The organism is Microbulbifer maximicatervae (SeqCode) (assembly GCF_056231245.1).
The window spans coordinates 3,561,958-3,580,904 of sequence record NZ_CP174334.1; the positions used below are offsets into that span (position 1 = coordinate 3,561,958).

The 18,947-nt window shown below is 47.5% G+C and carries 18 protein-coding genes; 4 read left to right on the forward strand and 14 right to left on the reverse strand.

Annotated elements, in window-relative coordinates; genetic code table 11:
* Positions 1 to 18: 18 nt before the first annotated feature.
* The 9 genes from ACJJIS_RS15530 to ACJJIS_RS15570 form a co-directional block, all read right to left on the reverse strand.
* A complete protein-coding gene (locus ACJJIS_RS15530; RefSeq protein ID WP_444898250.1) occupies positions 19 to 357 on the reverse strand; it encodes a YnfA family protein in 339 nt (112 codons plus the stop codon).
* A 20-nt stretch (positions 358 to 377) separates the two neighbouring features.
* On the reverse strand, positions 378 to 869 hold the full coding sequence (locus ACJJIS_RS15535) for a hypothetical protein (RefSeq protein WP_444906055.1): 492 nt from the start codon (positions 867 to 869) through the stop codon (positions 378 to 380).
* A gap of 328 nt (positions 870 to 1,197) precedes the next feature.
* On the reverse strand, positions 1,198 to 1,854 hold the full coding sequence (locus tag ACJJIS_RS15540; protein ID WP_444906056.1) for a glutathione S-transferase family protein: 657 nt from the start codon (positions 1,852 to 1,854) through the stop codon (positions 1,198 to 1,200).
* Positions 1,855 to 2,129: 275 nt separating this feature from the next.
* Positions 2,130 to 2,969, reverse strand: coding sequence for a right-handed parallel beta-helix repeat-containing protein (locus ACJJIS_RS15545; protein ID WP_444906057.1), 840 nt, complete (start codon positions 2,967 to 2,969; stop codon positions 2,130 to 2,132).
* A 220-nt stretch (positions 2,970 to 3,189) separates the two neighbouring features.
* A complete protein-coding gene (locus ACJJIS_RS15550) occupies positions 3,190 to 4,911 on the reverse strand; it encodes a DUF8614 domain-containing protein (RefSeq protein WP_475708491.1) in 1,722 nt (573 codons plus the stop codon).
* Positions 4,912 to 4,977: 66 nt separating this feature from the next.
* Positions 4,978 to 6,795 (reverse strand): ABCB family ABC transporter ATP-binding protein/permease, encoded by a 1,818-nt coding sequence (locus ACJJIS_RS15555; RefSeq protein WP_475708492.1) that lies wholly within the window; start codon positions 6,793 to 6,795, stop codon positions 4,978 to 4,980.
* A 539-nt stretch (positions 6,796 to 7,334) separates the two neighbouring features.
* The gene (locus ACJJIS_RS15560) at positions 7,335 to 7,745 is read right to left on the reverse strand and encodes a hypothetical protein (RefSeq protein WP_444916409.1); all 411 of its coding nucleotides are present in this window, start codon (positions 7,743 to 7,745) and stop codon (positions 7,335 to 7,337) included.
* Positions 7,746 to 8,161: 416 nt separating this feature from the next.
* Complete coding sequence (locus tag ACJJIS_RS15565; RefSeq protein ID WP_475708493.1) at positions 8,162 to 9,079, reverse strand: alpha/beta hydrolase; 918 nt, start codon at positions 9,077 to 9,079, stop codon at positions 8,162 to 8,164.
* Positions 9,080 to 9,090: 11 nt separating this feature from the next.
* Entirely contained in the window at positions 9,091 to 9,468 is a 378-nt protein-coding gene (locus ACJJIS_RS15570; protein ID WP_475708494.1) for a Cif family virulence factor, read from the reverse strand.
* A gap of 111 nt (positions 9,469 to 9,579) precedes the next feature.
* On the opposite strand from ACJJIS_RS15570, the gene ACJJIS_RS15575 reads away from it, so the two are divergent.
* A complete protein-coding gene (locus ACJJIS_RS15575; RefSeq protein ID WP_475708495.1) occupies positions 9,580 to 10,464 on the forward strand; it encodes a LysR family transcriptional regulator in 885 nt (294 codons plus the stop codon).
* Positions 10,465 to 10,866: 402 nt separating this feature from the next.
* Here the strand turns inward: ACJJIS_RS15575 and ACJJIS_RS15580 are convergent, their stop codons facing one another.
* Positions 10,867 to 11,160, reverse strand: a complete 294-nt coding sequence (locus ACJJIS_RS15580; RefSeq protein WP_475708496.1) for a hypothetical protein — start codon at positions 11,158 to 11,160, stop codon at positions 10,867 to 10,869.
* A gap of 396 nt (positions 11,161 to 11,556) precedes the next feature.
* Here ACJJIS_RS15580 and ACJJIS_RS15585 point away from each other — a divergent pair, with 396 nt between their 5' ends.
* On the forward strand, positions 11,557 to 12,072 hold the full coding sequence (locus ACJJIS_RS15585) for a nuclear transport factor 2 family protein (protein WP_444915836.1): 516 nt from the start codon (positions 11,557 to 11,559) through the stop codon (positions 12,070 to 12,072).
* Positions 12,073 to 12,096: 24 nt separating this feature from the next.
* On the opposite strand, the gene ACJJIS_RS15590 is transcribed toward ACJJIS_RS15585, so the two are convergent.
* From ACJJIS_RS15590 to ACJJIS_RS15600, 3 genes are all read right to left on the reverse strand, one after another.
* Complete coding sequence (locus ACJJIS_RS15590; RefSeq protein WP_444915835.1) at positions 12,097 to 12,708, reverse strand: NUDIX hydrolase; 612 nt, start codon at positions 12,706 to 12,708, stop codon at positions 12,097 to 12,099.
* Positions 12,709 to 12,842: 134 nt separating this feature from the next.
* On the reverse strand, positions 12,843 to 16,016 hold the full coding sequence (locus ACJJIS_RS15595) for an efflux RND transporter permease subunit (protein WP_475708497.1): 3,174 nt from the start codon (positions 16,014 to 16,016) through the stop codon (positions 12,843 to 12,845).
* Positions 16,017 to 16,028: 12 nt separating this feature from the next.
* Positions 16,029 to 17,351, reverse strand: coding sequence for an efflux RND transporter periplasmic adaptor subunit (locus ACJJIS_RS15600; protein ID WP_444957022.1), 1,323 nt, complete (start codon positions 17,349 to 17,351; stop codon positions 16,029 to 16,031).
* Positions 17,352 to 17,420: 69 nt separating this feature from the next.
* On the opposite strand from ACJJIS_RS15600, the gene ACJJIS_RS15605 reads away from it, so the two are divergent.
* Together ACJJIS_RS15605 and ACJJIS_RS15610 are read left to right on the forward strand one after the other, a co-directional pair.
* On the forward strand, positions 17,421 to 17,960 hold the full coding sequence (locus ACJJIS_RS15605) for an NUDIX hydrolase (protein ID WP_444898213.1): 540 nt from the start codon (positions 17,421 to 17,423) through the stop codon (positions 17,958 to 17,960).
* 48 nt (positions 17,961 to 18,008) lie between these two features.
* Complete coding sequence (locus ACJJIS_RS15610; RefSeq protein ID WP_444898214.1) at positions 18,009 to 18,548, forward strand: DUF4124 domain-containing protein; 540 nt, start codon at positions 18,009 to 18,011, stop codon at positions 18,546 to 18,548.
* Here ACJJIS_RS15610 and ACJJIS_RS15615 read toward each other — a convergent pair.
* On the reverse strand, positions 18,545 to 18,892 hold the full coding sequence (locus ACJJIS_RS15615; protein ID WP_444898215.1) for a YqfO family protein: 348 nt from the start codon (positions 18,890 to 18,892) through the stop codon (positions 18,545 to 18,547). The genes ACJJIS_RS15610 and ACJJIS_RS15615 overlap by 4 nt on opposite strands.
* Positions 18,893 to 18,947 lie beyond the last annotated feature (55 nt).

Here is an 18,947-nt window from a genome sequence, read left to right on the forward strand (position 1 = left end):
CGCATAGATTTATCAAATCTAATTGATCATCTGCCTCGGTGAAAACATAATGATAGCCATACCCAGCATTGCTACAGCGGCACCACTCACATCCCAAACAGTGGGTTTAACACCGTTAACCAGCCATAACCACATTATTGAGGAAAAAATATAAATTCCCCCATAGGCGGCATACACCCGGCCCGCTGGAGCCGGATGCAACGTCAATAACCAAGCAAATATCGCCAAACTTATACCGCCAGGTACTAGAAGCCAAATACTCTTGTCCTGCTTTAACCACAAGTAAGCCGTGTAGCAGCCTATTATCTCTGCAAGCGCCGTAGCCAGGAACAAAGCTATAGTTTTTATTTCAAACAGTAGCATGAACGTCTAGGTGTTTAGCTATTTACCGGACAAACATTTTCAAGACGCATTGTGAAGGCTCTTTTCATATATGAAAATTGTTCAATGGTCTCCATATGCTTACTCAGGGAGTTTCTTGCACGTGTGAATTTTCTCTTTTCCGCTGCATTCATTCCCTCGTTAAACATATATAAGCTTTGCAGTGGTGCCATGGCAGTTTTCTCTGTGCGATAAAAAACATCATCAGACATCGCCAAATCAACTTTATCCCGTATGGAGCCATCCGGCATAATTTGTACCGATACGCTGGGAACGTAATTCGCAATAGGGCCGTCAAAGTTAAGAACGGTGGATTCCTTCTCACTCAACTTCTTCGCCACATAAACCTTAAGCTTGTTATTGCGCACTTCCAATTTTACAAACGGTTTAATAATTTTAAACTTCTCCTTATCCTCCTCAAATAGTTTCACGGATGCTTCAAGCATTACCAAGCTTTGAGTATTGATAAAGCGTTCATATTCTTCCAAGTGGCACGATGCCTGTACCCCACTACTCAACAAGAAACATAGACTAAAGGCTAATCTTTTCATTGATCTAAATATTATCCTTAATATTTGATAAATTGATCGCCTCAAACATCAACTGGCGCACTGGTTAACCCAGCACAGTTTAGACCTCATTGGCATCACTATTAGCCAGTGATTGCGCTTGAAACTTTCTTACGATAAAAAATACGTACCCTGCTTCTTTTTCCGATTAATTTACGCCACTAATAGTAAAAAAGGTGAAGCTGTTACAGCTTCACCTAACGGGTTTAGTAATTAAAAAAATCCTGATCTTTGCGGAAGTTAGTCCCTACCGATAATCCGACAGTACTACCGGCGGCAGTTCAGCGGCCTCTGACATCCACTCTTTTACGCTGTCACGCGCCAGCAACCGGTCTATCCATAGTTTAGTAAGCGGCCAGGGCTGCAAATTTGGGGCGTGGGAGAAAATTCTTATCACGGTTGGCACAAAGGCTAAATCTGCCAGGGACAAAGCGCCCATCAAGTAAGGGCCACCATTTTGCTCAAGCTCTCCTTCCCAGGCGGCAAATAAGCGCTCCGCATCCATCTCTTCTTCAGGGGTCATTAAACGTTTATCTGGATAAAATGCACTTTCAAAGGACAGACGTGGACACAACCCGGACAACCCAGAATGTTGCCAGCTAAGCATGGCCCGTGCTCGCGCCCGCATCAATGGATCTTGAGGTAACAGTTCACCAGAGCCTATGTCATTGGCATATTCCATAATGGCCAAGGAGTCAAAAATAATCATATCTCCCTCTTCCAGTACGGGTACTGATCTCGCAGGGGATAACTCTCCTATACGCTGTAAGTTCTCGAATCGCTGTGGCCGACGAATATCTACAACCACTTCCTCAAACTGAACTTCCTGTTCACGCAGTGCCAGCCAAGCCCTAAAAGCCCAAGTGGATGCATTTTTAGTACCCGAGTACAGAACACGAGACATAATTAATCCATTGTTATAGTTGAATTATATTGATCAATTTATAGCTTCAATTATACCGTTCAACAGCTAAACAATTAGAATATAGCATCAAATTTATTGCGCATTAACTGTACTGCCATTCATGGTCATCAATGAATCAGCACAAACAGCTATTTTTTTGAATCCCTTCACAAACTTGGAGGAGATTAAATGGCGACTCAAGTTAAAGCTAACTCTCTCTATTCAATTGAATCGCCAAAGAAGTACAACTTAAGTTTCTCAAATAGCTTAAAAATTCAATCTAGGCAGCTCGGGTTTTTAGTAATGGCATCATTAGCGTACCAGGTGTTGGTGCCACTACAAGTAGGGTCAACCGTATCATTCAAATCAAAGGGATCATTACCTGAAGAGATATTCCCAGTTATGATATTATTAGTTGAATTGGTGGATTCCAGTACGATACCACCATCAGCAGTATCTCCATCTCCATTATCTGTTGTTATATTTTGGGAGATTACATTACTGGATGAGCCTTCGATTAAAATTCCTGCCCCACCATTATTGGTGGATATATTATTAAATACACTTGAAAAGCTATCATCTATCTGAATCCCATCAGAGAAACTGCCGGTGACGATGCAAGAAGAGAAAGTATTGAAATCATCATCCATATCAACACCCACCCGACCACTGTTGGTAATTATGCATCCATTAATAATGTTAAAGATACTGTCAATATCAATACCATCGTCAACACTATTAATAAGTTCAGTTCCTATGACCGTGTGATAACCCACACCCTCTATAAAGATATTGTCAAAACATCCATCAATGGTACCGCCAATCAGCACCGCGCCTTGCCCCTGGATACGTATTCCAGCACCACCAAATCCCGCGCCTGTAGCACAGGTCACAGAGAAGCCTTCCATACTCAAGCTACCTTCAGGGCCAACTATAGTCAGGGCATCTGGATCAGCAGCAGTAAGGTCACAGGATAAATCCTGTGTAAGCACTTCGGCGGTTGTAATAACATCACCACAGGATACCTGAGCTGATGCTACAAAAGAGTATGACGCTGTAAATAGCCCCATTACGCTTAATATTAATAACTTAATAACTGACTGTTTAATATCCATGTAGAACCTCTGTCAATTTTAAATATGAATTGGATTTCCTGGCCTGGGATACAGACTGCCTCCTTAGTTTGGACCTGACTATTAATTCCGCCATAAGAAAAAGTACCTAAAGTACTAAGCTGCAATCAGCGGGGAAACAGCAAATCGAAGGGGGGGGTAAAAATTAGGGGCACAAAAAAACCCGGCCGGTGCCGGGTTTTTTTAACAAAAGATAAGGATATTACTTCAAGCCAAGTACTTCTTTACCCTGGATAAAGGTAACGTCAACCGGAATACTGGCCTCAGCCAAGCGATCCAAATCAGCCTGCAGTTCAGGGCCAATTACGCCTTTGGTCTCCAGCAATGATTTGGCTTTCTCGTAATCGCCATCACCCTGAATAGTAATGATTAAACGAGACAAGTTGGTCATCGCCTGTTGCATCTTTTCAAAATCAACACTGTATTGACCAGTCTTGGGATCGCGAGTGAAGGCACCCTGCTCCTTAAAGTAGTTAAAGCGCATCATGTTGGCTTTACCGTGGGCACTGGCCGCACCAAAACGTACGCTGCGGAAAATACCCGCCAGGAAGGTGACATAGTTATCCATCAACTGGCCTTCTTCCAGCTCACCTTTTTCATGCAAGCGGGTAACCATGTACAGACCGAGGATATCAGCCTTACCTTCTTCCAGGGCGGAAGAGGTTTCCTTCAAAGCCTGGCGAACATTATTTCCGCCTTCTACGGTCTTTTTAATTCCCAAACCGTGGGCCACTTCGTGGAACATGGTGTTGGCAAAGAAAGCCGGGAAGGTAATATTCTTGCGCTGATCTTCTGCAATCAATACATCGCTGATCGGCACCAGAATCTTGTCAAACTTGGCCTGCATTGCATTCTTCAGCTGCAAACGGCGAGTGCCTTTGGCCAGCTGTACTTCCTCATCATTGGGAAGGTTAATGGCAATAGTCTTGGAGCCCGCGTTACTGTGGCCGGCGTAGAAGAGTACATCGTAGGCATTCAAGTCTGAATCAGTACCGGGCTCTTCAGATTTGTATTTTTCCTCAACCGGCAAACCTCTCTGCAACTCGGGCAGCAGAGCGGCAAACTTGGCCAGTTTTTGACTCCACTCTTTGTCTTTCAGCAGGACGTAGGACTCATAAGCGGTACGATAGGCAAACAGCTGGTCTTCATAGTTTTCAATAGGACCAATAACCACATCGATATCATTCTCCTTCATATCCATCCAGGCCATATCGCTGGGGCGGAAATTATCGGAGAGAAGTGCATCGGCACGCATGGTGAGGTAGTTAGAAAATTCCTTGCTCTCAGCCAGTTCGGCTGCCTGGCGCAGAATGCTGGCCGCCTTATTCAGGTCCGCATTGTAGGCTTCGTTGTAAGGCACCAGTTCGAGACTGCCAGACTCATTGCGGCGTACCAAGGAGTACAAGCCGTCTTTTCCTGCCTGGTCCCATTTCTCGAACTCTTCGCGGGTCATATCCGCTGGGTAGAAGTTAGCACCCAGGGGCTTATCTCCATAACCAACAATAAACGGCTTATTGTCGTTAAGGCGATCCCAGGGGCCATAGTTGATATCGGCAAACTTACGAGCGCGGTTGTCTTCAATATCCGGCAGCAATTCCTCAGCTGGGCCGTAGGATTGCAACCAGAACAGGCGATCCATAATCTGGCTGGCATCAATCAGCAGGCCAATCATTTTGCGCTGGTTGTCGGAGAGACCGCTTAGATTTGCAGTGAGCTCAACCGGTACATAGATATCAAAACGCTTATCCGCATCTTCTACCTTTTGGCCTGAGGGCACAGGTACCGTCTTGGACTCTACAATCTGAGCCTCAGCTTCCGCTTTGGCAACTTCTTCGGGCTGCTGCTCTTTTTTGGAACAAGCGCCAACAAGGGCCAGTGCCAACACTGCTGCCGCTATCTTGGTAGCCTGAAAAGGAATGGTCATATCGCTCTGCCTATCATTTTTTTGTATCGGCGCCACATTAGTCTGGCTGTAGGGATTTATCAACCGTCATGGCGTAGGCACCTCGGCCGCTTGGGTCTCAGTTCCACGCTCCTGTTGCTGCATACGCCAGAGGGCCGCGTAGTGTCCGTCAGCCTGCATCAATTCCCGATGAGCTCCCTGCTCGACTATTCCGCCCTGATCCATTACCAGAATGCAGTCTGCATCCACAATTGTGGAGAGGCGGTGAGCGATCACTAACGATGTCTGCTCGCGGGCGATCTCCTGCAGGGATGCCACTATGCCCTGCTCTGAGTGGCTATCGAGAGATGAGGTCGCTTCGTCAAAGATCATAATCGGAGGCTTTTTCAGCAGGGCCCGAGCGATAGCAACCCGCTGCTTTTCCCCTCCGGACAATTTGAGACCCCGCTCCCCCACCAGGGTATCGGCCCCCTCTGGCAGTTGCTGAACAAAGCCTTCCAGCTGGGCGTGACGGATCGCCTCATCCACCTCAGTATCTGAGGCATCTACACGTCCGTACCGCACGTTGTCCCGAATCGACTGGTTGAACAACACTGCATCCTGAGGCACAACACCAATAGCCCTGCGCAGCGACTCCTGGGAAACACTGCGAATATCCTGGCCATCAATGGAAATGGAACCGCTGTTAGCGTCATAAAAACGAAACAGGAGCTTAAAGAGGGTGGATTTACCTGCACCGCTAGCGCCAACAATTGCCACTTTTTGCCGTGGCTCCACAGCAAAGCTGATACCTTTGAGGATCTGGCGATTATCTTTGTAGCCAAACTGGACGTTATCAAACTCAATTCGGCCCTCCATCACGGTGAGGGGGGCCGCCTGGGGAAGATCTTCCACAGCAGGTTTTACCGCCAGTAAAGAGAACATTTTCTCAATATTTGCCAGTGCCCCTTTCATCTCCCGGTACACAAAGCCGAGGAAATTTAGCGGTATAAAGATCTGCATCATAAAGGCATTCACCAATACGAAGTCACCGATGGTCATAGTGCCTTTGGTGACTCCTACCGCGGCAAGAACCATTGCTGCACACATAGCGCTGGCAATAATCAGCGCCTGGCCACTATTTAGGCCAAACAAGGACAGCCTGTTCTTACGCCGGGCCTTCTCCCAACTGGCCAGCTCCCGGTCATAGTGACCGGATTCATGTCGCTCATTGGCAAAGTATTTAACGGTCTCATAGTTGAGCAGACTATCAACTGCACGGCTACTGGCCTGTGACTCCGCCTCATTCAACTCCCTGACAAAGCGCGTACGCCATTCAGTGGCTACCACAGAAAAGCCGATATAAATAATCACTGCGGCCAGCACTAATAGCGCAAATAACCCGCTGTAATTCCACCAGAGCAACCCCGCCACCATAGCTATCTCTACCAGCGTGGGTACGATATTGAAGACCATAAACCGCATCAGGAACCCGATGCCGCTATTGCCCCGCTCGATATCCCGAGAGAGCCCGCCGGTACGGCGGTTCAGGTGAAAATCCAGGTCCAGTTTGTGCAAATGCTGGAACACTTCCAACCCGACCCGGCGCTGGGCCCGCTCAGTGACACGGCCAAAAATCGTGTCTCGCAGTTCGCCAAACAGAGTGCTGGAAAGGCGCACAGCCCCATAGGCCAACAGCAGCCCCAAAGGTAATGCCACTGCCTGGGCCATACCCCCAGCACTATCCAGGTCATCGACAATATGTTTGAGCAAAAATGGCAGGGTAACGCCCGCAACCTTGGCGCCAATCAGGCAGAGGATCGCCAAGACTACGGCGCGGCGGAACTCCAATAAGTAGGGGAAGAGGGTTTTGAGTGCACCCCAGTGCACCTCATCCAAAGAGACAGTGGATTTGGGTCTCGGCATAATCTATCCAGGAGGAGGAAACAAGCGCCCATTATAATTCGTAGATTAGATTTATATAGACGCTTACTCTCAAATGGGGAAGAGATGTATTTCCTTATAGGATCTACCTTCTAAACTCATAAAGACACAGTAAGCCGCCAGACTTAATCATATTGCTTCAGAAAAACCCCAATTGGCGAAACCTTATAAACCCTGAAGTTTGCCCAATAAAATTACGGCCCGGTTATAGCTAAACCTTACAATAAAACTCGTGTGCAATTCCCTTGCAAGGTAGCTATTTATTATTTTTTCCTGCTCGCCCAGAACTGTTTATCTATTAGGGTAGTTTAACGGTGACATTCTCATACACTGGGAATTAACAATACTGAATTATCAACCTCTAAACATATAGAATGAGATTCTTCGTCTATTTCTTTAACAAGAAGAGTTATTTAAGCCCGCCTTTCTTAACTTGTAAAAAACAGCATATCTGAACCAATCTTTAAGCAACGTCAGTTAAGTCGGCGGGCCACTATATAAGTAACTTTTTATTCATCTTATCAAGTTAACATAAGGGGAATATGCGAATATTGTGCATTATTCCCCCTAACCCAACGAGTTCCGGGAAAGATAGCTCTACCTGGTCCAAGACCAACCTCAGCATAAGTTAGAAATCGGTTACCTTTTTTAACCCTTAGCGTCCACTCTTGCGCAGCTAAATGGTTAGGATTTGCTCTCGAATCTGGGCCATGCCCCCAGACAGACCACCTGAAGGCAGTGCAGCTCCACTCGTACTTGAATCCAGCAAATGTTCTGGGGCCAGGAACATAAACATCCTGAGTACCCAGGGGAATTAACGCCCCCAAAGCCTCAACATCAATATACCCTTCAACTGCATCCTCAAAATCCTGTTCCGTTGGTACATTCAACCCCCGGGGCACTACCAATGTAGAGAAATTGACCATTGGCATATTAAATCCTCCTTAATTTATTAAAATCAAACCTCGTGTAAAAACATGAAAACTAAAGACCTGTCATTTATCACTTAGCAAACCCGAAAACAGATTTATTTTGAATCAAACAACCTTCTTCCTAGACAACGAAAACAACTTTATGCTTAGCCCCAGCAAAGAACCATTAAAAAAAATATATCAACCTGATAGATATTTACCGGCATGAAAAAAATCTACGGATATGTCGAGACCTACTAACAATTTATTACACTAGAAACCAAAAGAATCACGCCATCCCGTCGACGGGCAAAGCATATGGCACTATTTATGTCGAATAGAGCCTCAACCGACAAAGCTGAGGCCTACCCAACCAACAGAGGGAATCAAATAAATTCAATTAATTTAATTTCAGCAGCAGAATTAAAAACAACCTCTTAAAATTTCTCTTGCATATTACTGATCATGTAATTCATAACTTCATCTTGATCGTTAACTAGGTTTTCTATCAAGTCAAGATGATCCCGATTATTCGCTAACTTGAAATAACAGGGATTATCCATTTTTAGCATTTTCTCCTGATACTCTTTCGTCTGCCGAAAAAACTCTGGTGTATCAAATTCAGGCACAATTAAATGTAGCGGGCATTCAGTTTTGTCTATACCAGGCTCTAACAGCTGGGGGCTCACCTTTTCGGCGGATTCCATCGACATATTAATGATGTCATTGACAAAACTATTGACCAGTGGGCGAATGTCAAATAGTCCCGCCAGGGAAAATGCACCTTTAAACTTACTTTGAGCAGACGCCGGTACGCCAAATTGACTCCAATCCGTCTGATGTAACAGTGCTACCAGTTGGCCACCTGCCGAATGCCCCACGATGTAGACAGATGGAGCCCCTTTTTCCTCGGCCTCTTTCAGCACGCTCGCCACTGCCCACTGTACCTGCGAGACAATAGACTCCATTGGAGTATCATTTTCCCAATCCGGGGCCATACGGTAACCCGGCATATAGATCGCAAACCCCTCTTTATTAAAAGGCTCGGCCAGAAAAGAAAACTGCTCTTTTGAAAACCACTGCCACCAGCCACCGTGAATATAAATTACGACCGGTGCATCCTCAGCAACTTCGTCTGACCTGAAAACATCCATCGAGCCAGCTAAATCACCTTCCCCAAAATTGACAGTTTGTAAACCGTCCTTAATCGCGTTGCGATATGCCAAGCTACGACTGCCAGTAAACTCAGCATGAGAAGGCAGCAGAAGATCAGTTGGAAGACGGCGGGTCCACAACGTAGGGTTATATTGCTCGTCCGTTTTCTCACGGGTAAAGCTATTCCAAAATTCACTCACGTCTAGCACCCTTACTTTTCGCTAGGATTTATAGCTTCGAACTGGTCATCACGCAGTAGCATAGAACCGTCCTCCTGTAGGACCCAGAGTTCACGAGTAATGACACCTTCTGCGTTGTTCATTTTCCAATTACTTGAGAGCACGGTTGAGGCTTCATCAACTACTTCAATTTTTGCTCCAATATAGGCCACATCCGCAAAACCCTGATCTATCAGATTTTGCCAGAAAGCTTGTATATTCTTTCGACCTTCGAACAGGCCAAAGGGTTTGGCAGTCATTTGAGCCTGCTCTTCATACATGGATGCACACCCAGCTGCATTGCCACTATTGAAGTAAGACTTCCACTGTTCACTGGCAGCTTTTGTTTTCTCAATCAGAATGTCGCTCATATCAAAATCCTCTTCTGTAATAGGTAACGACCTTGTGCCTATAGATTGCCCCATGGCCATGGTTGTGATAAACATCCATTAATTGATATTAGTGTTTAGGAAAATTAAACAATGAAGCCAAGCCTGGAGGATATGCAGGTATTCCTAGCCGTTGTAGAGGCGCGCAGCTTCACACTGGCAGCCGACCGCCTGGAGCGCACCAAATCGGCAGTAAGCCAAGCAGTTACCCGGCTGGAGTCTGATATCGGCACCCGCTTGCTTTACCGCAGTACCCGCTCCCTATCTCTCACCGAGGCCGGCTCAGAGTTTTACGCCCATTGCCGGGAGATCAAAGATATTTATAACTCAGCAATAGCGGGGCTTAGGAATAGCGGTGACAAATTGGCGGGCTCCCTATCAGTAACAGCGCCTCACGCACTGTGCGAACCAGTAATTATTCCTGCAATCATTAAGTTGGCCGAGCAGCACCCGCAACTGAGAATCAGGCTGTTAGCCAATGACTCCCCCATGGATTTGATTGAATCGCAGGTAGACCTGGCCATTCGAGTAGGCAGTCTTGCACTTCAATCGGCAAAAGTTTCAAAGTTAGGATTGTTAGGAGAAAGTCTCTACGCCAGCCCGCAGCTTATTGAAAAGCTATGTGGCATTCCCTCAGACCTTGCTGAACTACAAAATTGGCCGCATATCGCTAATGATTGGCAGGGCATGCCATTAAAGTATGAATTGAATAGTGGGATTCAGGTAAAAGCCACGCCTAAGGTTCGCTGTAACTCCTTACACGATATAGTACAGTTAACCGAAGCCGGAATTGGGATTGCCAGGTTGCCCGATATTATCGCTCGAAAAAAAGTGGATACCGGCACACTTTGCCCTATAACATCTGTTGCCGCTGCACCCATCCATTATATGCATCTGTTTTCCAAAAGGCCGCCAACAAAAGTACAGACTTTTATTAAGGCTATTAAATCCCAATTACAAACCTGTAGTAAAAATTAATGGTAGAAACAGGCTTCGTCTATTTAAAAGCATCAAGCTAACCTTACAGCCATCCGAATAGACTTCCATTTTAAACTTTAGCAATGACGAACCTGTCATTTTACAGGGAGCTACAGATAGCCTACTAACTCAATAGGTACAAGGAGGGGCTTATCCATTTCACAAAGAAATGCAAGGCAAAATTGACGCTTGGACCGAATAGTTATTTTACCAAGCAAATCCACATTTAAATGACCAGAGCTGCAAGCTCCAGTCATTTAAACGACTGAGTTCTATTCTCAATGCTAGCCCAGCCTCCACGCCCTCAGATTTCATACTCTGTACTGTAAGCTTGAGGAGTGGAGGGCTCTATGATTTTTTTCTTATTATTTTTCAACTATTTTCCGCAGGCTTCAATTCCAATCAATTGCAGCGAAAGTACTTAAACGTAGAATCCTGGGTATAACGCACCAGTACCTTTCCGCCAGATATCAGAGAGTACACCTCCTCTGACTTCCAAGCTTCTCCTTCACCCTGCATATTGAAAACCAGATGAAGATTGCCATCACTCTGGCTAGCAGACATCAACTGGCCTGAAGACTCCGTAAATTGAATACGACTATCCGCCAGTGTCATCGAGTCGGCCGATGAAGAAGCGTTACAGGATTCCTCGGTTCCAGCCCATTGTCCCTGATACTTAGGAGGTACAGTGGACATTGCACAAGCCTGGATTAATCCGATTCCCAGCAACACACAGAAAAAAGAGAGAGATCTCATTCAAGCAATCCAATAACGTATATAATAAGAAAAATTAAGGATATAAGAACCTTACAGTATATCTAGTACTTACGTCTCAAATAAATCCCACCATTAGCTAAAACCGTGAAATAGTCACCAAACGACAAAGGATTTTAGGGCTTGGTATTGCTTCACTTTACACAAACAAACACTTCCCAATTTTATTAATAATTCTCTCAAGGTTACTTACAGGATTCCGGGTTAGATAACAGGTTTTGATTAATACTCAATTAATATCCTAGGTGCGCCCCCAAAAACCATCACTAGAAACTATCCTCTTCAATAGCTACTGGCGATAAAGGTCAAGGTGAAGAAATGGATGAGATTCAACAGCTAAAAGATCGACTAGCGATTAGTGATCTACTCGCCCGTTATACATTAACTATCGACAGCAATGATGCCCGAGGCTGGGCCTCATTATTTACACCCAATGGCCGATTTGAGCATGGCAATATTATGATTCGGGGAAGAGAAAAACTGGAGCGCTACGCAGCGGTTCACAGCAAGTTGGGAAGCCGGCATATTACAAGCTCCCCCCTACATTTTATTTCTGAAGATGGGCAATCCGCCTCAGGGAAAGCAACGACCGTAGAAATCATAGCAACACGATCCGGCTATCGCATTTCTGCTGTTGGAGAGTACCGGGACAAACTCGTTAAAGTCGATGACAACTGGTTAATCGAATGTCGACGAGGAGAAGAAGTTAAACTTCCTGAAGCCCCTGATTTCCCAATCCTCAGCGCCGATCCCGATGCCGGAAAAATAATGAAAATACTAATCGATGCTTGGGATGACTTAGGTGAGCCGATACCAGGGCTTCCCAAAAAATAAAAAAATTCTAATTAGTAAGCCGAGCTAATTAAGTGCACGCAGCGGCACATCATCGCGGCGCCCTATTGATGCCCCTAATATTTTTACTAAAAATTCGGTTAATACCCCTGCAGTAAAGCCCCAAATTTCGAAGTCTTCATACATATACGCCGGAAGGTATATTTCCTGGTTATCAATAATAATACGATCAGTGCGAATACGCGGGTCTGCAAGAAAGAAAGACAGGGGGACTCGAAATACTGCATCCAATTCTCCTGGGTTTGGGAATAATTGGATATCCGGTGAAATTATCCCTACCCAAGGGGTCACATGTACCTGCCAGCGGGTAGTCCGCGGCCAAAGGGGGCCGAGTACGCGTACGTCATCCATAGGTAGGCTGACTTCTTCTTCCGCCTCACGCAAGGCGGTAAATTGAAGCGATGGGTCCGTGGCATCCCAGCGCCCCCCAGGGAGAGAAACTTCACCGGAATGTGTAGAGAGATTTGCAGAGCGCTTAGTTAGAATTACTTGTGGGTCCGGCTCTTCTGTCAGGGCAATCAGTACTGCGGCATGGCCTTGCAGGTCAGGTCCTGCCGGAACCCTTGCTTCCAAGTCCTCAATTTGCCCTACGATTTTCTGTTCAATAATCTCTAGCATAAATCTGTGCCCTGCCCCGATCGCTGCGGGGGCTCCATAACATTCATCATACCGTTTTTCAGCGGTAACACTGAGCGATATGCCACAATATCCATTTGTGACTTACCACCCTACCACACAATCAACAGATTGGCTCAGGTGGATTCAGACCCACCATTCGCGGTCTTATCCTCATTAATTTTGGGGGTATAGCCCCCTTTCAGCTTTTCCCGCACCGTTTGCACCAAGGCGTAATACACAGGCACTAGCAAAGTGGCGAAGAGACTCGCAGCCAACATACCGCCAAAGACCACCAGCCCCAGGGAAACCCGGCTCACTGCGCCAGCACCGGTGGCGACCAGTAGTGGAATTACCCCTAAAATAAAGGACATGGCCGTCATTAATACCGCGCGGAATCGCAGGCGCGTAGCCGATAGAGCCGCATCCGCAATAGACCGCCCCTTATCGCGTTCCACGCAGGCAAACTCTACTATCAGAATCGCACTCTTTGCTGCCATCCCAATCAGTAATACCAAGCCGATCTGCGTATAGAGATTGTTGATGGACCCCGCGATAAATACCGTAAACATAGCGCCACCAATCGCAATGGGGACGCACAACATCACTGCAAAGGGGATAGTCCAGCTCTCATATTGGGCGACCAAAAACAAGTAGACAAATATAACGGCCAAAGAGAACAGGATTGGGGCCAGATTACCCGCGGTCACCTCCTGTAAGCTGATGCCCGTCCATTCGTATCCATAACCTTCTGGCAACTTTGATGCCAAGTCTTCCATAGCATCCATCGCCTGGCCACTGGAATACCCCGGTGCCGGTGATCCATTGATAGTGACGCTGTTATATAAGTTGTAACGGGTTATTGTTTGTGGCGCGACCACCGGGGTAATAGTTGAGATAGAAGTCAGCGGTACCAAACCGCCACTATTGGCACGAACATAAAAGCCAGCCAGATTTTCCTCTTTATCGCGAAATTGAGCATCGGCCTGAGCGATTACACGAAAGACCTTTCCATATAGGTTAAAGTCATTGATGTAATAGCCACCCAAAAAGGTTTGCAACGTTAAATACACATCCGGCAGGGGGACCCCAAGCACATGCGATTTTTCTTTATCTACTTTTAATTCAAGCTGCGGTGTAGCGGCCTGAAAACTGGTAAAGGCCTGGGAGATTTCACTGCGCTGATTGGCATTGCCCAGCAGGTCAAACAAGACCTGTGACAATTCAGTAATACTGCGCCCCTGTAGATCTTCGAGTACAAATTCAAATCCACCAACAGTGCCAATACCTGGAAGTGGTGGAATGACAAACGGCAGCACTTGCGCATCGGGAATTGCAGATAATTTTTTCTGTACCCGATCCATAATGGCAAACTGGCTATCTTCCCTATTCGTGCGGTCATCCCAGGGTTTTAGCACAGCAAACATCATTGCCGTGTTGGAAGAAACACTGCTGGTAAGCAGGTTGTAACCGGGCACACCAACCACATGAGCCATACCTGGCTCTTCCATTAGAACATCGGTCACTTGATTGACAATGGGTCCGGTTCGCTCCAGGGAAGATCCATCAGGCAACTGCACGTGCAACATAAACGTGCCCTGATCTTCATCGGGAATAAAACCGGTGGGGATTCGGGTAAAGAGCAAATAACAGAATAATAAAATCAGAATAATTGAGGCAATACCGATAAGCGGTATTTTTATACAAGCCCTCACCATTCCCACATAAAAACCTGTAGAAATATGCAGAGCTTTATTAAAGAAACCAAAAATACCGGTCTCTTTAATACCAGCTACTTCCCCGTCTTTATTCGGCTTTAACAAACTGGCACAGAGGGCCGGACTTAATGTAAGTGCATTCAGGGAGGAAATGGCCACCGCCATTGAAATGGTGACAGCAAACTGCTGATACATTTTCCCCGTAATTCCCGGCATCAACATTACCGGGACAAAAACTGCAAACAAAACAAGGGTAGTAGCAATAACGGGGCCGGTAACTTCACGCATGGATTCCAGCGCGGCTTCCTTTGGCGGGAGGCCATCAGCCATTAACCGCTGGGTGTTTTCCACCACGATAATCGCATCATCTACCACTATGCCTATCGCCAGGATTAAGGCAAACAATGTGATGGTGTTAATCGTCATCCCAAATGCCAGCATTAAGGCAAAGGTGCCTATCAGGGATACGGGAATGGCAATGGCTGGTACCAGCGTAGAGCGCCAATCCTGTAGAAACAAAAAAACCACCAGTATTACCAGTATCAGGGCAATAATCAGTGTTTCCACAACCTCTTTAATTGAGGCCTCTACAAATAATGTGGTGTCGTAGAGAATCTCCGCTTCCAATCCATCGGGAAAACGCTTCGACAACTCAGCAACCTTGGCCTTTATGCCATCGGCCACCTCGATCGCATTTGCCTCCGGCAGCTGGTACACCCCAATCACTGCTGAAGCCTGGTTATCCAATTGCCCATAGGAAGAATAAGATTCACTTCCCAGCTCCACCCTCGCCACATCTTTGACTTTTACCATGGCGCCATCGGGCTTGGCGCGGATGGTGATGTCCTCAAATTCGCTGGGAGATACCAAGCGCCCCTGCACCAAAATATTGTATTGGAACTGCTGATCTTGGCGGATCGGTGGCGCCCCGATCTGACCGGCAGCTACCTCTACATTCTGTGCCTGCACAGCAGAGATAACATCCTGGGCGGTGACATCTAACGAGGCCATCCGGTTGGGGTCGAGCCAAAGGCGCATGGCGTAATTGCGCGAGCCAAAAATAACAACACTGCTCACCCCCAGTACCCGCGCCAATTCATCTTTTAAATAAATCTCGGCGTAATTTGCCAGAAATAATTCATCAAACTTTTCATCTGGGGAGAACAAATTGACTACTAGTAACAGCGTGGTGCTCTGCTTGGAAACTACCACCCCATCTCTTTTCACATCCTCAGGCAGCTGGGGAGTGGCCTGCTCCACCCGGTTCTGAACATTAACCTGGGCGATGTCATCGTCGTAGCCAGGCTTGAATGTCACTGTGAGACTGTAGGAGCCATCATTGCCACTGGTGGAAGACATATAATCCATGCCCTCCACACCATTAACTTGCGACTCAATCGGCACAGCCACACTATCGCGCACTACTTCAGCGCTGGCACCGGCAAACGTGGCGGCGACATTGATGGTCGGTGGCGTTATTTCAGGGAATTGCGACACCGGTAATTGTGGCAAGGAGAGTATCCCAGCGAGGGTGATCAATATGGAAATAACAAAGGCGAATCGTGGCCGCCGGATACAAAAGGCGCTAATCATGGGCAGCGACAGCTATTTGTAGTCATCGTCATGCCCCTCAGATTCAGGGCTTGCTGGTGCCGCTTCCCCATCAATTACCCGTAGCTCTCTCTCCCCTTGACTGTCTGTAGAGCCAGATTTCGCCGCAGAACTACTACTTTGCTCGGCGGGAGGGGCTGGTGGTGCTTCAACATCGTAGGGGTTTCTAGGGGTGTTTTGCGGCGTCACCGGCTTTCCTGCGACAACCCTCTGCAAACCATTAACGATTACAGATTCACCGGCGACAAGCCCGCGATCTACAGCCCACAACTCCCCTTCCCTCTGCCCCAAGGTCAGGTAGCGCTTCTCCGCAATATTATCTTTGCCCAAAACAAAGACATAACGGCCCTGCATATCCTCCATGACCGCTGACTGGGGTACCAGCGGCCTCAGGGCGTCATTGCCGGTGTAGACGCTTATGGAAACTCGGGCAAACTGGCCCTGTACTAATAGTTGGCCTGGATTGGGAAACAGGGAGCGCACCGCTACCGATCCGGTATTGGGATCGATCTGATTATCGATAAATACGATTTTGCCCTTATGGGGGTAGTAATTGCCGTCGGGTAACTCAATGCGGACATCCAGGCGAGTGGGACTTAAACCCTCTCGCTGCCGCCGCTGGGAATCCACCTGCACCGCATAAAGTTGCTCTTCTGGCACTTCAAAGAGCACATAAATGGGATCCATTTTTACTATCGTGGCCAGGGGATCGGTGCTTGGCCCTACCAGGGAACCCACTGGAAATTCTGTACGCCCGATTCTTCCAGTGAGTGGCGCGTAAACTTTGGTATAAGAAAGATCCAGCTCAGCACTTTGAACTTTGGCGCGATTGGCATCGACTTGGGATTCCGCTTCCTCAAAATTACCTTCAAGCTCATCCATCTGTACCTGGCTGATAGCCCCAGTGGCCACCAAGCGTCGGCCACGCTGGAAGTTCCGTTCAGCAACTCTCAGGGAGGCTTGGGATTGTTCCAGAGTGGCGCGCTGATTCGCCAGTTCGGCAATAAAAGGGCGTGGGTCAATTTCAAACAGTAACTGCCCTTTCTGGACGGTTTCCCCCTCGGTAAAATTGCGGCTCTGGATATACCCTTGTACTCGTGGGCGGACTTGATATTCATCAGTTGCCTCTACCCGTCCGACGAATTCAAAGCGGGGGATAACAGGCTCCTCCCTAACAACCAGTACTTCTACTGGCGGGGGAGGTGGCGCCTTTTCCTCTTCGCCTTTACCACCACAGGCGCAAAGGGCAAGGAGCGCTAGTCCGAGCAGAAAAAAACGCGCCATCGCAGGGTAGATACCGCCTTTATACTTCAACATCACTAACAACTATAGGCGTCAACCGGTCCGGAAGCTGGCGCTCAAATCTCGCATGGGTATACTGACGCCATGAAATTTTGCAGCCAATGCGGCAGTAACGCCGTAACACTTTCCATTCCCAAGGGCGATGACCGCCCCCGCCACATCTGTGGCAGTTGCGGCGCCATTTACTACATCAACCCCCGTGTTATTGTCGGAGTTGTCCCTTACGTTGGCGACAAGGTGATGCTGTGCAAGCGCGCCATACAGCCGCGCCTGGGGCTCTGGACTCTGCCTGCCGGGTTTATGGAGAGTGGCGAAACTAGCGAAGAGGGCGCTTTACGGGAGTCCTGGGAGGAAGCCCGGGCCAGTATCCGCGTGGACGAGCTCTACTCCGTCTACGATATTCCCCATATCAATCAGGTCTACATGATGTACCGGGGTGAATTGACCGATATGAATTTCGGACCCGGGCCTGAATCGCTCGAAGTTGAGCTATTTCGCGAAGACGAAATTCCCTGGAAGGAGATTGCATTTCCCATTATGCACCGCACTTTGGAGCACTATTTCGAAGATACCCGTATCGGGCAATACCAGTTACACCGCGGTGTCATCAATCGCAAGCTGTAAACCACTTTACTTAATGAGTTAATGACCCTGCATTAAAAGGATGTTTGCATGAAATACTTTCCAATGCTCGGTGCCTTGTTACTGGTAGGCATTGTCCTGCCTATGATCTTACCGGGCCCAGATGGCAAACCCATCATGTCACCCTCCGACTGGCTGCCTCAAAAACCGGATATTTCAGCGATTCGCGAAACCGGTGAGCGAGCTATGCAAAGTGTGCGCGAAACCACCCAGGAATCAGTATCAAAAATTGAAGAGTTGGCAACTTCCAGCGGGCTCGTATCTCAAGGGGATTCTGACAAGCAAACATCTGAGGTTTTTACCTGGAAAGATAAAGATGGGAACTGGCACTTCTCAGACACCGTGCCGGAGGGGTTGGATTCACACGTGCGTATTCACCGCGTCAAGCCTCTAAATACAGTCACTGCCAATGACCCAATTGACTTGAGATCCGACTCGATCGTTGAAGACAGTAGCCCCGCCGAAAATAAACTGCCGACCCATCACACCAGCGTTTCAAAATTACTGGAAGATGCGAAAGCGATCGAGCAAAAAAGCCACGAACGACAAAAGGTACTCGATAGCCTTTAAGAGACCTCTGCTTTATTTAAGCCGGCACTACTGCAGCGATCATCCAATCGCCAGAGGTCAAACGCCGGTTCTTCATAGGGGTGGGCTGCTCGCATTGCATCGAGAGCAGCATCCACCAGCTCATCAGCACAGACCATCTCCACACGGTATTCCATCACAGTCTCGACCTGGCCCGACTGACCAATAAATGGCTGACTCCCATCCAGCGGCCTGAACTGTCCCTCTCCCAGAACTTGCCAACAACAACTATCGTAGTCGCCAATACGTCCTGCACCCACGGAAAATAGCGCTTGCTTTACCGCTTCCAAGTGAGACTCGGGAATATAAACACAGAGCTTATACATTAATAATCGTCCTTCTCTCCCCCAAAAACAAAGAGGCCTCTTGGGCCCCTTTGTT

Excerpts from the sequence above, each read along its gene's own strand:
- ACJJIS_RS15610 (WP_444898214.1), top strand. The coding sequence starts at position 18,009 with ATGAAATACTTTCCAATGCTCGGTGCCTTGTTACTGGTAGGCATTGTC.
- ACJJIS_RS15540 (WP_444906056.1), bottom strand. The coding sequence starts at position 1,854 with ATGTCTCGTGTTCTGTACTCGGGTACTAAAAATGCATCCACTTGGGCT.
- ACJJIS_RS15575 (WP_475708495.1), top strand. The coding sequence starts at position 9,580 with ATGAAGCCAAGCCTGGAGGATATGCAGGTATTCCTAGCCGTTGTAGAG.
- ACJJIS_RS15560 (WP_444916409.1), bottom strand. The coding sequence starts at position 7,745 with ATGCCAATGGTCAATTTCTCTACATTGGTAGTGCCCCGGGGGTTGAAT.
- ACJJIS_RS15550 (WP_475708491.1), bottom strand. The coding sequence starts at position 4,911 with ATGACCATTCCTTTTCAGGCTACCAAGATAGCGGCAGCAGTGTTGGCA.
- ACJJIS_RS15545 (WP_444906057.1), bottom strand. The coding sequence starts at position 2,969 with ATGGATATTAAACAGTCAGTTATTAAGTTATTAATATTAAGCGTAATG.
- ACJJIS_RS15595 (WP_475708497.1), bottom strand. The coding sequence starts at position 16,016 with ATGATTAGCGCCTTTTGTATCCGGCGGCCACGATTCGCCTTTGTTATT.
- ACJJIS_RS15570 (WP_475708494.1), bottom strand. The coding sequence starts at position 9,468 with ATGAGCGACATTCTGATTGAGAAAACAAAAGCTGCCAGTGAACAGTGG.
- ACJJIS_RS15585 (WP_444915836.1), top strand. The coding sequence starts at position 11,557 with ATGGATGAGATTCAACAGCTAAAAGATCGACTAGCGATTAGTGATCTA.
- ACJJIS_RS15580 (WP_475708496.1), bottom strand. The coding sequence starts at position 11,160 with ATGTCCACTGTACCTCCTAAGTATCAGGGACAATGGGCTGGAACCGAG.
- ACJJIS_RS15555 (WP_475708492.1), bottom strand. The coding sequence starts at position 6,795 with ATGCCGAGACCCAAATCCACTGTCTCTTTGGATGAGGTGCACTGGGGT.
- ACJJIS_RS15605 (WP_444898213.1), top strand. The coding sequence starts at position 17,421 with ATGAAATTTTGCAGCCAATGCGGCAGTAACGCCGTAACACTTTCCATT.
- ACJJIS_RS15600 (WP_444957022.1), bottom strand. The coding sequence starts at position 17,351 with ATGTTGAAGTATAAAGGCGGTATCTACCCTGCGATGGCGCGTTTTTTT.
- ACJJIS_RS15590 (WP_444915835.1), bottom strand. The coding sequence starts at position 12,708 with ATGCTAGAGATTATTGAACAGAAAATCGTAGGGCAAATTGAGGACTTG.
- ACJJIS_RS15615 (WP_444898215.1), bottom strand. The coding sequence starts at position 18,892 with ATGTATAAGCTCTGTGTTTATATTCCCGAGTCTCACTTGGAAGCGGTA.